This is a genomic window from uncultured Alistipes sp. (genome assembly GCF_963931675.1).
In the GTDB taxonomy this organism is placed as follows: Bacteria; Bacteroidota; Bacteroidia; order Bacteroidales; family Rikenellaceae; genus Alistipes.
On the sequence record NZ_OZ007039.1, the window covers coordinates 3,187,899 to 3,202,095 of the forward strand.

Here is a 14,197-nt window from a genome sequence, read left to right on the forward strand (position 1 = left end):
TTCTAACTATGTTGAGCAGAAGATTACTCCGCATCAAGGTCATCAAGGCGCTGTTCGCCCATCTCAAATCCGGCGCCGACAACATGATGGCTTCGGAAAAAACGCTGATGGCCTCCGTAGACAAGGCCTACGACCTCTATTTCCAGATTATCACTCTCCCCGTCGAGGTCGCCCGCTACGCCGAACAGCGGCAGGAGCTCGCCAAACAGAAAAAACTCCCCACGCACGAGGATCTCAACCCCAACACCAAGTTCGTCGACAACGCCGTGATCCGTATCATTGCCAACTCCGACGCCGTCAACGACCGCATCGCGGCCCGAAAACTCGGCTGGCAACGCTACCCCGAACTGATCCGGACCCTCTACACGCAACTCCTCGACAGCGACTATTACAAGGAGTACATGCTCCGCGAAGAACGATCCTTCGACGAGGACAAACGCCTCCTGGAGTCCTTCTTCAAGGAGCTCCAGAACTGCGACGCCCTGGACGACGTCCTCGAAGAGATCTCCGTACTCTGGTGCGACGACCTCCCCTACGTCATCATGATGATCATGCGAACCCTCTCCGGACTCCGCGCCTCGCACACCGAACTCCGCGTCCCCGCCAAGTTCAAGAGCGAAGAGGACCCCGAATTCGTCAAGACGCTCTTCGAAAAGGCCCTGATCAACTACAACGCCTATCAGGACTATATCGAAAAATTCACCGCAAACTGGGATGTCGAGCGCATCGTCTTCATGGACAACCTGATCATCGGGACGGCCATGGCCGAGCTGACCTCCTTCCCCTCGATTCCCGTGAAGGTGACCCTCGACGAGTGGATCGAGATCTCGAAATACTACTCCACCCCCGGCAGCAGCACCTTCATCAACGGCGTGCTGGACAAGATCGTCGCCTCGCTCACCGAAGAGGGGCGCATCAAAAAGGCCGGACGCGGACTCATCTGACCCCGATCCCGATGTCCCGTCGCCGACTCTGCCGATTCACCATCCCCGGAAGCCTTGCGGGAGTGCTCCTTGCGCTCCTGACGGCCTGCGGAGGCCGTGCCCCGCGGCCCGTCGAATCCACCGCCCAAAAGGGCCGGACCATCGCCATCACGGACTCGACAATCCGCCACGGAGGAACGGACACCATCCGTTTCGGGCACCTCGGCTCCGGGGAGATTGCCGTCCAGCGGGCCTGGATCGAGAACGCTTCCGCAAAACCCGTCGTCATCCTCTCCGTGCGGCGCAGTTGCGGATGCACGTCGCTCGATGTTGACAAGCAGCCCCTTGCACCCGGCGAATCCCGGAAAATGGAGATCACCTTCGACTCCCGAGGCCAATACGGCTGGCAACTCAAGAATCTCGACCTGATCCTCGCCGGAGCCCCGAAGCCCCTGCGGCTCCTCATCGAGGCCGATGTCGATTAAATCCTTGTTTTTTCGACAATATTTTCTATCTTTGTCGCGTTAACTTTTCCAAACACCCGAATTTTTTACCAAAAACAGAATAAATTATGATCAATTTCCTTCAGGCCGCTTCCGCGGCTGCTCCCACAGAACCCCAGCCGGGTTTCATGCAGCAGTACAGTTTCATCATCATGATCGCCCTGATGGTGCTCGTCCTCTGGCTCTTCATGTGGCGTCCCGAAGCCAAGCGCCGCAAGCAGATGCAGGCCTTCCGCGACGGACTCAAAAAGGGTGACAAGATCATCACCGCCGGAGGTATCTACGGCGTCGTCAAGGAGGTCAAGGAGACTTCGCTGCTCATTGAGGTCGACAGCAACGTTACCCTCCGCATCGACAAGAACATGGTCGTGGCCGACAATTCGGATCTCCAGCGCCAGTAGTCAATCGTCGGAAGGAGCGATCCGAACCGGCCGGGAAACGGGAGGGCATCCGAGAACAGGAGGCGGCCATCCGAAAAACGGCAGGCGGAAGCACCCGGACAACGGGAAGCGGCCAACCGGGAAACGGGAGGGCATCCGAGAACAGGAGGCGACCATCCGAAAAACGGCAGGCGGAAGCACCCGGAAAACGGGAAGCGGCCAACCGAAAAACGGCAGGCGGAAGCATCCGGAAAACGGGTCGCACCAAAACCACGAAAATACCACGTACAAGGTAATGATGCCAAAATTGGTTGGTGGTATAAAATGTAACCGACATAATATTTGGTAGTTATAAGGATAAAATAGAGATTAGTAGAAACGGGTTTCTACTAATCTCTATTTTTATGTCAAAAAAACGAAAAATACGCTGTCCTCATTGTGGCTTTTTAGAGACAATAAAATGGGGTACTCGTAGCGGTTGCAGCCGCTATTATTGTAAGAATTGTGGCAGCTATTTTACGGATCGTCGAGACTGGATTTCCGATAAAAACAAGTTTATATGGTTCGCGCGTTGGGTTCGCGGTAAACAGCGTATTTGTGACCTTGCGAGTGAGAGCGGATACAGCGAACGCACCCTAAAAAGATACTTCTATCGGCTCTTGCCCCAGTGCCCTTTATGGCAGATACAGCGACGCGAGAAGGTAAATCTTCTGATCGACGGCACCTACTTCTCAAATAAGATTTGTCTGGTTGTATATCGGGATCACAACATCAAGATGACCCTCCTCTATCGCATAACCAGGAGTGAAACGCTGCGGGATTTGAAAGCAGACCTAACGGCTATACGCGATGTCGGCATTCAAATTGAGAGTGTCACCTGTGATGGATCTCCCAATATCATAAAAGCGGTGCGGGAAGTGTGTCCGGAGGCGATCTTGCAGCGTTGTACGGTACATGTAGCGCGAGAGATAGAGACGTGGATTACACGCAAACCACAGACCGTAGCGGCACAGGAACTCCTCGAACTGGTGCACTTGTTAAATGGAGTACAAACACATGATGAGGCACAGTTATGGATACGGGCTTTTATTGACTGGTATCGGCGACACGAACCATTTATCAATGAAAAAACCGTAGATGAGCTGTCGGGAAGATGGTGGTTTACGCATAAGATGCTGCATCGAAGTGTCTCGCATATCAAGCGTGCCATACCCGATCTGTTTTCATACACGCGATACCCTAATGTACCTAAATCTTCAAATTCTATTGAGTCGTTCTTCGGTCACTTGAAGGATAATTTAAGAATCCATCGTGGACTCTCGGAACAACATTTTAAGGACTTTGTAAAGTGGTATCTTTTCCTGAACAGCAATGATGGAATTATTAAGAAACGCAAATGACCAGAATCGTACAATTCTGGTCATTTGATCCAATACGACACCAACCACTTTTGGCATCATTACCACGTACAAAAAGGGCTGCAGGAATTCCTGCAGCCCTTTTTCGTCCCACCCGGCAGCAATTCAACGCGCCGAGAAGCGGTAAATGCACGTATGCGTGTAGGTCTCGCCCGGATTGAGGCGCGTCGTCGGGAAGTTTTCATGGTTCGGGCTGTCGGGGAAGTGCTGCGTTTCCAGCGCTACCGACTCCCGGTAGGACTGCGGACGTCCGTACTTGCCGATGCTCTTGCCGTTGAAGAAGTTTCCGCTGTAGAACTGAAGTCCCGGCTGGTCGGTCAGTACCTCCATCACGCGGCCCGTCGTCGGCTCGTAAAGCGAAGCTACCAGCTCAACCCCATCGCCTTCGCGGCTCAGCACCCAGTTGTGGTCGTAACCGTGGCCGTTCTTCAGCTGCTCGTTGTCGCTCTCGATCCGGGCCCCGATCACCGTCGGCTGGCGGAAATCGAACGGCGTACCCTCTACCGGAGCCAGTTCGCCCGTCGGAATCAGGACCCCGTCGACCGGAGTCGTCGAATCCGCCTTGATCCACAGTTCGTTGTCGAGAATCGTCCCGTTACCCTCGCCCTTGAGGTTGAAGAACGAGTGGTGCGACAGGTTCACCACCGTCGGGGCATCCGTCTCCGCACGGTAGTCGATGCGGAACTCGTTCGCCGGAGTCAGCGTGTAGGTCATCGTAACGTCCAGGTTCCCCGGGAAACCCTCCTCGCCATCGGCCGAACGGTAGCGGAAGACGATCGTCGTGTCGGTGGCCGACTCCACATCCCAAACCACGCTGTCGAAGCCCTTCAAACCGCCGTGCAGCGTCTGCCCGTTGTCGTTCTGCGGAAGCGTGTACTCCTTGCCGTCGAGCGTGAAGTGACCGCCTGCTATGCGGTTGGCGTAGCGCCCCAGAGCCGCTCCCAGGAAACGTTCGCCGCCATTGTCCAGGTAGCGGTCGATCGACTCGTAACCCAGAACCACATCCTCCGCCACACCGTTCCGGTCGGGCGTCCAGAGCGACACGACCCGCGCTCCGAAGTTCGTGACCTGCATCGTCAGATCCCCGTTCCGAAGCGTGTAGAGCGTGACCGGTTTCCCCTCCACCGTCGCGGTGAAGGCCTGCGCGTCGAACAGACGCACCGTCGATTCCGGTTGGCTGCAGCAGGCCGTAAAGAGCAATGCTGCGGCCGCAATTCCCATGATTTTCATAATGCCTAAAAGATTTTTTGTGTTCGCAACGACAAAGATAGCGATTTTATCCGATTGCCGAAACAATTCGCTTTCGTATATTTGCACTCCGAAACAAACCCGAAAAACACCATGGTGCAGAAAATAACCCACCACTGTCAGGGAACCTGCTCCCGGCAGATCGATATCGACATCGAAGACGGAATCATCCGCAAAGTCGCATTCACGGGCGGCTGTCACGGAAATACGCAGGGCGTGGCCGCCCTCGTGCGCGGCATGAAGGTCGAAGAGGCTATCGCACGCCTCGAAGGAATCGACTGCCACGGAAAAGGCACCTCCTGCCCCGATCAGCTGGCCCGGGCCCTGAAAAACAACCGCTGAAATCCAAAGCCGGAAAACCCGCCCGGTGCCGCAGTGCCGGGCAAACATCCCATACAACAAAAAATATACCGCACTGACAATCAGTGCGGTACCGTTGAGCTGCCGGGATTCGAACCCAGAACGACAGAACCAAAATCTGCTGTGTTACCATTACACCACAGCTCAAACTCATGCTCGAAAGCGGGACAAAGATACGAAAAATTCTACAAATCCAAACCCCGCTTCCCAAAAAAACCGTGCGGCAAAGCCCTTTTCACCCGACTGCGGAGCCCCGCCCCGACAGCCGGCCGACAATCAGCCCAGTTTCGCCAGGAACTTCGCCCGATCCACGATGTAGCGCACATGGGTGCCCTCGCCGATCATCCCCCCGGCATCCCGGGCCCCGACGTTGAAGGTCAGTTTCCGACCCTCGACCGCCGTCAGTATCGCCGTGGCCGTAATCTCCGTGCCCAAACCCGAAGGCTTCAGGTGCGTGACGTTCAACTCGGCTCCCACCGTCGTCGAACCCTCAGGCAACTCCGCAGCCACAGCCTCCAAAGCCGCATGTTCCATCAGCGCGACCATCGCCGGCGTCGCAAAAACCGGCAGGTCGCCAGAACCCATCGCCGCTGCCGTGTTCTCGGCGGTCACCGTCGTGGTGCAGCTCGCCGAAACTCCTTTTTCCAACATAATATTCCCTTTTTGTTCTTCGTTTGATTCCGGAATCACTATATTTGTTCCGGATCCGGGGACAAAAATAGGAAAAATTAATCGCTCATGAAAAAATGGATACTCCTCCTGCTCGCACTCTGTGCCGCACGCTCCGAAGTGTCGGCGCAGGGCGGCCGCGGATTCTGGCATCAGGAATGGGAGGTCCAGAACGGGGATTCCATACCCCTGGTGCATGTTCTCCCCGTCTATGTCTTCAGCCGTCCCGTCGACCTGAGGCGTTACCGAAGGCTCGTCAACGCCGTGAAAAAGGTATACCCCATCGCCAAAATCGCCCGCGCAAAGATGGCAACCATGGAGGAGGAACTCTGCCGGCTCCCGACCAAAAAGGCACAGAAAGAGTATATCAAACAGGTCTATCACGAAATCAAGGAGGAGTACACCCCCGTCGCAAAACGCATGACCCGAACCGAAGGCCGCGTCCTGCTCAAACTCATCGACCGCGAAACCGAATATACCGCCTACGAGGTCCTCAAGGAGTTCCGGGGCGGATTCGTCGCCGGATTTTGGCAGGGGATCTCCAAAATATTCGGCCAGGACCTCAAGTCCCAGTACGACAAGGAGGGCGAGGACCGAATGATCGAGCAGATCATCATCTATTACGAGGCCGGACTGATCCGTTGAGATCCGCCCTTCCGCTGCCCGGGGTGTATCGGAAAGCGGGAGAAACGGCCCGAAAAGAGGGTCGAAAACAGGGTCGGGAAGAGTGCCGGAAAGAGGGTCGGAAAGAGATGCTGGAAAGAGAGCCGGAAGGCTGTCGGACGGGAGACCGGAAGCCCTCGAAAAGGGATGCGGAAATCGGCCGGAAACCGGCCCGAAAAAATCGCGGAAACCAACCCGAAAAAACAGGACGGAAAATTTCGTATCGATAGCAATATTTCCGAATTTGATTACAATCCGTAACTTTCGGCGCCCTCAATTCATGCGATCGACACAATACGTCCAAATCAAGAGCCAAACACCCGGTCCCGGGGCGGAGCCCATCGCCTCCCCAACCCCGAAACTCCTGTTTAACGTGCATATAAGGCCATTTTTCGTATATTACGGACCCTAAAACGAGAAAAACGGCAAGACACGGTAGTAATCCGATTTTCTCTGCAATACCTCGATTTTTCCTGTTTTCAGAAATTTATAAAAATATTTTTTTATTTTTTTCGCCCTTTTTGGTTACAAATCGTCACTTTAACGCAAAACGCTAAAAACCAGCATTTTAAATTATTTGAAAAATACCGCCGAATGCCATCCGAAACCCCGTAACTTACACTCCGCGCCAGATACAAACTTGTTTTAATCATTTATAATCCCTTCTTTTGCACCGACAGAAAGAATTTCACCATGCAAAAAACAAAATCTTTACTCCTGAAATTCGCTTTCCTGTTGTGTGCATTTCCCGCCTTAGCCCAAGGGGGGGGGAAATCCATCACGGTTAGCGGTCTCGTCACGTCGGCCGAGGACAAAAGCCCTCTGATCGGCGTACACGTGATTTCCGGAAACGCAAGCGGCGTCAGTACGCTCGCCGACGGCTCCTACTCCATCGCCGTCGCGCCCGGAACCATCCTTTCTTACCACTACATCGGTTACAAGGTCGTCGAATTCACCGTCCCCGACGGGAATGCCCGGATCACACACAACGTCGAACTCCAGCCCGAAGCACAGGCCCTCGACGATGTCGTCGTAATCGCATACGGCGTCCGCAAAAAGGGAACCATCGCCGGATCCGTATCCACCGTCAAGGCCGAAAAGGTCGAGTCGACACCCACCGCGGCTTTCGACCAGGCCCTCCAGGGACAGGTCCCCGGCCTGACCGTCCTCTCCAGTTCCGGTGAACCCAGCGTCGCCGCAACCATGAATATCCGCGGTACGAACTCCATCAACTCCGGGACGGCTCCCCTCTACATCCTCGACGGTATCGCCATCTCAAGCGGTGACTTCAACGCCATCAACCCCGCCGACATCGAGTCGATTTCCGTGCTGAAGGACGCCTCGTCGACCTCGATCTACGGCGCCCGGGCCGCAAACGGCGTGATCGTGATCACCACCAAGCGCGGACGGATGGCCGAAAAGCCCAACATCACCTACCGGATGCAGCTCGGTTTCTCCCAGCTCGCAAAGGGAAACTGGGACCTGATGAACACCGCCGAGCGTATCCAGTATGAAAAGGAGATCGGGCTCTCCACCGGGAAGGATTACAACCGGCTCAGCCAAATCGACGTCTGCTGGCTCGACGAAGTCTACAACAACAGCGCCCTGCTCCAGAATTACGAACTCTCCGTCTCGGGCGCCAACGAAAAGACGAACTATTTCGTCTCCGGCGGCTATTACAGCCAGGACGGTGTCGCCGTCGGCTCCTATTTCGACCGCTACTCCATCCGCGCAAACATCGAGCAGCGCGCCGCAAAGTGGCTCAAGATCGGGACCAACACCATGCTCAACTACCAGAACATCGAGCAGGCCGACGACGGCGAATACAGGCTCGTCACCCCGATCTCCGCGGCCCGCTTCATGCTCCCCTACTGGAACCCGTACCGTCCCGACGGATCGCTCGCTTCGGTAAATGACGGCTCCTGGCTCGGAGACGGGCAGAACCCCCTCGAATGGCTCGAAAACAACCGCCGCGAATACAAGAAATACAAACTCGTGTCGAGCCTCTTCGCCGAAGCGACCATCATCGACGGCCTGACCTTCAAGTCGCAGTTCAACGTCGACTACACCCACATGACCGGGTTCGGCTCCTCCACCCCGAGCTATGCCCCCAACCTCGGCGAAGGAAGCGCCCAGCGCATGTCCACCGACGGCCTCACGCTCTCGGTCACCAATACCCTGAACTACCAGTTCCGCGTAAACGGCAAGCACGCCTTCAACTTCCTCCTCGGCCAGGAGGGCCTCGACTACCACTACGAGGACTTCTCGATCCTCACCGAAGGCCAGAACAACGACAAGCTCGTCAATATCTCCTCCGGTACCCGCACCTCGTCGTGGCTCGACACCACCGACAACGACTATGCCTACCTCTCGTTCTTCGGGCGTGGCGAGTACAACTACGACGACCGCTACTATGCCGACTTTTCGATCCGTGCCGACGCCTCGTCGCGCTTCGGTGCCAACCGCCGCTGGGCCGGATTCTGGTCCCTGGGCTTCATGTGGAACCTCCGCAACGAAGGTTTCATGGAGGGAGCACGGCGCTGGCTCACCAACGCCCAGATCGCCGTCAGCACCGGTACCTCGGGCAACTCCTCCGTACCGAACAACTACGTGCACCTGGCCCTCGTGAGCGGAGGCCTCGACTACTACGGTAATGCCGGTATGGCCCCCAGCCAGCCCGCCAGCGAGGACCTCGGGTGGGAGAAGCTCTGGACCACGAACCTCGCCTTCCACCTCGGATTCTGGAACCGGCTCAACGTCGACCTCGAACTCTACAACAAACGCACCACCGACATGCTCATGCAGGTGCCCCAGTCCTACGCCTACAAGGGTTACGGATACTATTGGGACAACATCGGCGTGATGGTCAACCGCGGCGCCGAAATCAACCTCTCCGGTACGGTCGTCGCAACCAAGGGCTTCATGTGGTCGCTCAACGCAAACGTCTCCTACAACAAAAACAAGATCGTCGAGCTCTACAACGGCGTACAGGAGTATGAAATGGCCGCCACGTCGATGAAACTCGTCGTCGGACACGACTCCGGAGAGTTCTACGTCAACCGCTTCGCCGGCGTGAACCCCGCCAACGGCGACGCCCTCTGGTACACCAGGGACGGCGAAATAACCACCGAAATGCGCGACGAAGACAAGGTCCTCGTCGGGAAAAGCATGTACGCCCCCTGGGCCGGAGGCTTCGGGACGACCCTCGCCTGGAAGGGAATCTCCCTCTCGGCGCAGTTCTCCTGGGTCGCCGACCGCTGGATGATGAACAACGACCGCTATTTCGACGAATCGAACGGCCGGTTCAGCACCTACAACCAGTCGCGCAGGCTGCTCGACCGCTGGAAACAGCCCGGTGACAACACCGACATCCCCCGCCACGGCGTCTATACCGAATTCGACGACCGGCTGCTCGAAGATGCCTCCTTCCTGCGTCTGAAGAACCTCATGATCAGCTACACATTCCCCGAGGAACTGATCCGCAAGACCCGGTTCATCAGCGGCCTGAAAATCTATGCCCAGGCGCAGAACCTGCTGACGTTCACCAAGTTCTCGGGTCTCGACCCCGAAGGCGTGGGCAACATGTACCAGGCCCAGTACCCCATGTCGCGGCAATTCACCTTCGGCCTCGACCTCATGTTCTAAAACGATTGACGACAACCATGTTACGAAATATAAAAACCCTTATCGCCGCAATGCTGCTGGTAGGCGCGACCTCGTCGTGTCTCGACAAACTGCCCGAATCGGCCATCCCCGAAGGCGAGGCCATGCAGACCTTCGAAGACGCGGAACAGATCCTGACCGGAATCTATGCCGGACTGAAAAGCAGCTCGCTCTTCAGCGGGACCCTCACCGTCATGCCCGACATCCAGGCCGACCTGGCCTATGCCGTCGAGGACTTCTCGAATACATACGGTCCCGCCTGGCTCTGGAACATCCTCTCCACCGACACCGACGTAGAATCCGTCTATGCCGGACTCTACGCCATCATCAGCCGCTGCAACTTCTTCCTGGAGCGCATCGGCCAGGTCAAGCAGCAGGAGACCGATGTCGACAACCTCACCTATCTGGATTTCTACACCGGTGAGGTGTACACCATCCGGGCCCTCTGCTACTCGAAACTCATCGAGTGCTTCTGCAAGGCATACGACCCCGCAACCGCAGAAAATGAACTCGGCGTCGTCCTCCGCTCGAAATACTCCGAGCCCGAACCCATGAAGCGCGCCTCGCTCAAGGCCTCCTACGAGTTCGTCCTGGAGGACCTCCGCCACGCCGAGGAACTGCTCGACAACGACTACGACCAGTACAACTCCATCTACGCCACCGCCGCCGCCGCACAGGCGCTCCACGCCCGCGTGGCCCTCTACATGCAGGACTTCCAGACGGCAATCGACTACGCCTCGAAGGTCATCGACAACAAGGCCGGAATCAAACTCACCGACGTCTCGGTCATCTCCGGCTCGACGACCTACCTCGCCTACATGTGGGCATACGACTGGGGTACCGAGATCATCTGGCAGATCGGATACACATCCACCTCCTATGGCGGAGCCCTCGGACAGGTGTTCCTCAACATCAACCGCGACTACCAGCACTACTATCCCGACTACGTCCCCGCACAGTGGGTGCTCGACGCCTACGCCACAGGCTACGACCTGCGGTACAGCACCTACTTCCAGGAGGTAACGACGGGATATGCCAACGGCCTGACATGGCCCGTACTGGTCAAGTATTTCGGTAACCAGGAGCTCATCGCTGCCGACAAACTCTACATGTACTGCATGCCCAAGCTCTTCCGCCTGTCGGAGCAGTATCTGATCCGGGCCGAGGCCTACTGCCGCCTCGATACCCCCAACTTCGCCGCTGCCGGAAAGGACCTCTCCGACCTGCGGGCCAACCGTTACAGCGGAAGCACCGGTTCGCTCACCGTCAGCGCCGACAACTGGCTCGAAACCATCTCCGAGGAGCGCGTGCGCGAGCTCTACATGGAGGGCTTCCGCCTCAACGACCTCAAACGCTGGCACATGGGATTCGAGCGCACGCCCCAGTCGTGCTCGCTCGCCGAAGGCAGCTCGCTCAAGATCGAAGCCGATGACCCCCGGTTCGTATGGCCCATCCCGCGCCACGAACTCGAAGCCCCCGGTTCAGAAATCGAACCCAACGAGAGCAACAACTAACGCATTCAACGATTTCAAAGACTTATACCCAATATGAGACGAATTACCGCAATACTGTGTGCGACCGCCCTGGCAGGCCTCCTCGCTGCAGGATGTAACTCGGATAAAAAAACCTACTCCGATGCCGAATACATCATGTTCGCCGACACCCTGTCGACCAACATGGTATTCCCGGACGGGGCCTATTTCTCGATTCCGGTTGCATCGACCGTCGCCTGCGACTACGACCGCACCTTCGCCGTCGAGGTCATCGACCAGGGCAGCAACGCCATCGAAGGCTACCACTACCGTCTGAAATCCAACACGATCACCATCCCCGCCGGAGAACGTACCGCCAATGTCGAGGTCGCAGGTATCTATGACCATATTCAGGATACCGACTCCCTGGGATTCAAGCTCCACCTGCTGGTCCCCGACCAGGTACGCTGGACCGGGCTCTATGCCGGCAGCGACTACACGAAAGTCGTCTTCTACAAGGGTTGCGACTACGATCTGGACGCCTTCGACGGCTGGTGCGTGGTCACGTCGCTGCTGCTCTACGACTACCCCAGCGCGCTGGATCAGAACTACCAGCGGTTGATCCTCACCGAGAAGCACCCCACGGAGCCCAATACGATCATCCTTCACGACTTCCTCTACGACGGCTATGACGTCACCATGCGGCTGACGAACGACGACCCCATGGAACCCGTCATCGAAATGGACGAGGATCAGGTCCTCAGCGATGAACAGACCGTCTTCGGGCAGATCAATGCCGACAACAAGATCCTGGGTACCGTGAGCCCCTATTACGACTCTTACTACAATACGTGCCAAAAATACGCATCCATCTGGCTGTACGTCTATCTGAAAGACCTCGGAACGATGGTGGGAACGGTCGGACATTACTACAATGTCCTGGAATGGGTATCGCTCGAAGAGGCCGTGCGGCTGAAAATCGAAAACAACATGTCGGGGGCTCGGGACCCCAGAGACGATCCGGATTATCCCCGCAACAATCAGGGCAACGCGGATCGGGAATAACATGCGAACGATTCAAAAATCCCATTCTCTTTAATTATAGTACAACTAAACGCAATGTCTTATGAAAACCAAGATTTTACACTGGACATCGGTTCTGTTGGCAAGTTCGGCCCTGCTGCTCTCCGCCTGCTCGGAGGACAACGGCAAAGACACGAGTGATCCTACCCCCGTATTCCCGGATATGGCCACACTGAACATCCCGGCGGGTGAGACCTCCTGCAACGTCTCATTCACCCCCAATATGGACTGGACCGTGAGCATCCCGACCGATGCCGAAACCTCGGAGTGGTTCAAACTGAGCGACGGCGTCGTAGAGACCTCCTCGATCTCGGGCAAGGCCAGCACCGAACCCGTCACCATCCAGGTAATCACGACCAACCAGGATGTCTATGACGAGACCCCCTCGTGCGAAGTGTCGCTCACCATGGGCGGACAGACCCAGGTCATCGCCAAGGTTACCCGTCAGACCGCCGCACGCGAATTCGACATCTATCTGTCGGGATTCCTCACGGACGAGGGTACGCAGGAGGCGTATGACTTCTCCTTCGAATACAGCGAAACCCCGGTTGCCAAATACACGGAGAGCAGCGCGCCCGAAGTGGCCCCCGAGGGAGCCCCGGAGTTGATCTGGTTCACCGGAAAGACCGGATACATGCAGGTATTCAAGGCGGAGAGCAACTTCGAGTGGCTCGCCTCGACCCCCGACTGGCTCACCTATACGCCACGTCCCCAGGAGGGCGAGTACTTCGTCACGGCCGACTTCGCACAGATCACCGAACAGGAGATCAACGGTGCCATCGGCATGATCGACTTCTATGACAGCAACATCGACCCCGCTACGGATCCGGGCAACAACGCCCACAACCGCTACTGCTTCGTCCTGCCCGATTTGACCAAGGTAGTCCGCAACGGCTCGGGCGCAGCAACCGCTGCCTTCTCGTTCAATGCCGAAGGGTATGCCGTCGATTCCAACGGTACGGTCAGCGAAGAAAAGTCGAGCAAAGGAAGTTTGTACAGCACCAAAGACGTGGAATTCTTTATCGGTGAAAAGAATGGCGGATGGTATTGGGGCTACAAGGCATCCGAGCACGATTGGGTAACTATCAAGGATTCGTGGGATGAGAACGGCAGTGCCTTCCAGCTGCACGACTATACTGTCAGCGTCAAGGCCAACGAGGGTGAAACCCGCGATGTGCTCGTAATTGCCCTGCCGAAGGCCATGGCCGATAACCTGAACAATATAGGAGGCCCGGATGCCATGTTCGGCGACGGAAGTGCGCTGCTGCCCGAATACGAGCCCTATCTGATCGCTACGATCGAGCAGGAGGGTGAAGGCGGAGGCGGAAGCGACGACGGATTCTTCATCTCGGAGAGTGAAAACAACCAGATGTATCAACCACTGGGTTACTATACGTTTGAGGATCTGACCAACGGAGATCCCGATGCCGATGAGGACATCGCCAACAACTGGGATGTTATCGCAGCCGGAGGCAAACTGTACCGATTGACCTATAAATCTTTCGACCTGATGGGAAGCATCTCTTTCCTGTTGAACGGAGAATACGCCAACATCATAGCCTCATCGACGGGGAATTGGCTGGGTACCGAATCCTATGACAACGAAATCTATGTCACCATGGATGCTTCAGGCAATACGTACACCGGCGGTCAGGGATTCATCCGCATTTACGACTCGAACTATAACCAGCTGGCCTGCATCATCTGCATCCGAGAATTCTGACACCGACAGAAAGCAAAACAGGGCCCCGTTGAATGGGGCGGGGCCCCTGTTTTCAAAAACTATAATTAAAGAGTTTACAAGACATTAGTTTT

The 14,197-nt window shown here is 56.3% G+C and carries 12 protein-coding genes and 1 tRNA gene; 10 read left to right on the forward strand and 3 right to left on the reverse strand.

The annotated features are described in order from the left end of the window. Nucleotides 1–8: 8 nt before the first annotated feature. The 4 genes from ABGT65_RS13620 to ABGT65_RS13635 all read left to right on the forward strand — a co-directional run bounded on the left by ABGT65_RS13620 (nt 9) and on the right by ABGT65_RS13635 (nt 3,206). Nucleotides 9–944 (forward strand): transcription antitermination protein NusB, encoded by a 936-nt coding sequence (locus ABGT65_RS13620; RefSeq protein WP_346702920.1) that lies wholly within the window; start codon nt 9–11, stop codon nt 942–944. Nucleotides 945–955: 11 nt separating this feature from the next. Beyond that, nucleotides 956–1,408 carry a DUF1573 domain-containing protein gene (locus tag ABGT65_RS13625; RefSeq protein WP_346702921.1) on the forward strand — a complete coding sequence of 151 codons (453 nt, stop codon included), beginning with the start codon at nt 956–958 and terminating at the stop codon, nt 1,406–1,408. Nucleotides 1,409–1,494: 86 nt separating this feature from the next. Beyond that, complete coding sequence (gene yajC / locus ABGT65_RS13630) at nt 1,495–1,827, forward strand: preprotein translocase subunit YajC (protein ID WP_346702922.1); 333 nt, start codon at nt 1,495–1,497, stop codon at nt 1,825–1,827. Between the two features lie 383 nt (nt 1,828–2,210). After that, nucleotides 2,211–3,206, forward strand: a complete 996-nt coding sequence (locus ABGT65_RS13635) for a transposase (protein ID WP_149873922.1) — start codon at nt 2,211–2,213, stop codon at nt 3,204–3,206. A 123-nt stretch (nt 3,207–3,329) separates the two neighbouring features. On the opposite strand, the gene ABGT65_RS13640 is transcribed toward ABGT65_RS13635, so the two are convergent. Next, nucleotides 3,330–4,454, reverse strand: a complete 1,125-nt coding sequence (locus ABGT65_RS13640) for an aldose epimerase family protein (RefSeq protein WP_346702923.1) — start codon at nt 4,452–4,454, stop codon at nt 3,330–3,332. 111 nt (nt 4,455–4,565) lie between these two features. Here ABGT65_RS13640 and ABGT65_RS13645 point away from each other — a divergent pair, with 111 nt between their 5' ends. Continuing rightward, on the forward strand, nt 4,566–4,814 hold the full coding sequence (locus ABGT65_RS13645) for a TIGR03905 family TSCPD domain-containing protein (RefSeq protein ID WP_346702924.1): 249 nt from the start codon (nt 4,566–4,568) through the stop codon (nt 4,812–4,814). A gap of 94 nt (nt 4,815–4,908) precedes the next feature. Here the strand turns inward: ABGT65_RS13645 and ABGT65_RS13650 are convergent. Next, nucleotides 4,909–4,979, reverse strand: a tRNA-Gln gene (locus tag ABGT65_RS13650). Nucleotides 4,980–5,108: 129 nt separating this feature from the next. After that, complete coding sequence (locus tag ABGT65_RS13655) at nt 5,109–5,483, reverse strand: thioesterase family protein (protein ID WP_346702925.1); 375 nt, start codon at nt 5,481–5,483, stop codon at nt 5,109–5,111. Nucleotides 5,484–5,570: 87 nt separating this feature from the next. On the opposite strand from ABGT65_RS13655, the gene ABGT65_RS13660 reads away from it, so the two are divergent. The 5 genes from ABGT65_RS13660 (at nt 5,571) to ABGT65_RS13680 (ending at nt 14,105) form a co-directional block, all read left to right on the forward strand. Further along, nucleotides 5,571–6,146 (forward strand): DUF4294 domain-containing protein, encoded by a 576-nt coding sequence (locus tag ABGT65_RS13660; protein ID WP_346702926.1) that lies wholly within the window; start codon nt 5,571–5,573, stop codon nt 6,144–6,146. 711 nt (nt 6,147–6,857) lie between these two features. Further along, nucleotides 6,858–9,809, forward strand: coding sequence for a TonB-dependent receptor (locus ABGT65_RS13665; protein WP_346702927.1), 2,952 nt, complete (start codon nt 6,858–6,860; stop codon nt 9,807–9,809). 17 nt (nt 9,810–9,826) lie between these two features. Next, a complete protein-coding gene (locus ABGT65_RS13670; RefSeq protein WP_346702928.1) occupies nt 9,827–11,341 on the forward strand; it encodes a RagB/SusD family nutrient uptake outer membrane protein in 1,515 nt (504 codons plus the stop codon). Nucleotides 11,342–11,374: 33 nt separating this feature from the next. Next, nucleotides 11,375–12,364 carry a DUF4984 domain-containing protein gene (locus ABGT65_RS13675; RefSeq protein WP_346702929.1) on the forward strand — a complete coding sequence of 330 codons (990 nt, stop codon included), beginning with the start codon at nt 11,375–11,377 and terminating at the stop codon, nt 12,362–12,364. Nucleotides 12,365–12,425: 61 nt separating this feature from the next. Continuing rightward, complete coding sequence (locus tag ABGT65_RS13680; RefSeq protein ID WP_346702930.1) at nt 12,426–14,105, forward strand: hypothetical protein; 1,680 nt, start codon at nt 12,426–12,428, stop codon at nt 14,103–14,105. The last annotated feature ends 92 nt before the right edge of the window (nt 14,106–14,197 follow it).

Bases quoted from the DNA above. Each gene is read 5' to 3' on its own strand.
- yajC (WP_346702922.1), top strand. From the start codon at position 1,495: ATGATCAATTTCCTTCAGGCCGCTTCCGCGGCTGCTCCCACAGAACCC.
- ABGT65_RS13670 (WP_346702928.1), top strand. From the start codon at position 9,827: ATGTTACGAAATATAAAAACCCTTATCGCCGCAATGCTGCTGGTAGGC.
- ABGT65_RS13635 (WP_149873922.1), top strand. From the start codon at position 2,211: ATGTCAAAAAAACGAAAAATACGCTGTCCTCATTGTGGCTTTTTAGAG.
- ABGT65_RS13675 (WP_346702929.1), top strand. From the start codon at position 11,375: ATGAGACGAATTACCGCAATACTGTGTGCGACCGCCCTGGCAGGCCTC.
- ABGT65_RS13640 (WP_346702923.1), bottom strand. From the start codon at position 4,454: ATGAAAATCATGGGAATTGCGGCCGCAGCATTGCTCTTTACGGCCTGC.
- ABGT65_RS13645 (WP_346702924.1), top strand. From the start codon at position 4,566: ATGGTGCAGAAAATAACCCACCACTGTCAGGGAACCTGCTCCCGGCAG.
- ABGT65_RS13660 (WP_346702926.1), top strand. From the start codon at position 5,571: ATGAAAAAATGGATACTCCTCCTGCTCGCACTCTGTGCCGCACGCTCC.
- ABGT65_RS13665 (WP_346702927.1), top strand. From the start codon at position 6,858: ATGCAAAAAACAAAATCTTTACTCCTGAAATTCGCTTTCCTGTTGTGT.
- ABGT65_RS13620 (WP_346702920.1), top strand. From the start codon at position 9: ATGTTGAGCAGAAGATTACTCCGCATCAAGGTCATCAAGGCGCTGTTC.
- ABGT65_RS13655 (WP_346702925.1), bottom strand. From the start codon at position 5,483: ATGTTGGAAAAAGGAGTTTCGGCGAGCTGCACCACGACGGTGACCGCC.
- ABGT65_RS13625 (WP_346702921.1), top strand. From the start codon at position 956: ATGTCCCGTCGCCGACTCTGCCGATTCACCATCCCCGGAAGCCTTGCG.
- ABGT65_RS13680 (WP_346702930.1), top strand. From the start codon at position 12,426: ATGAAAACCAAGATTTTACACTGGACATCGGTTCTGTTGGCAAGTTCG.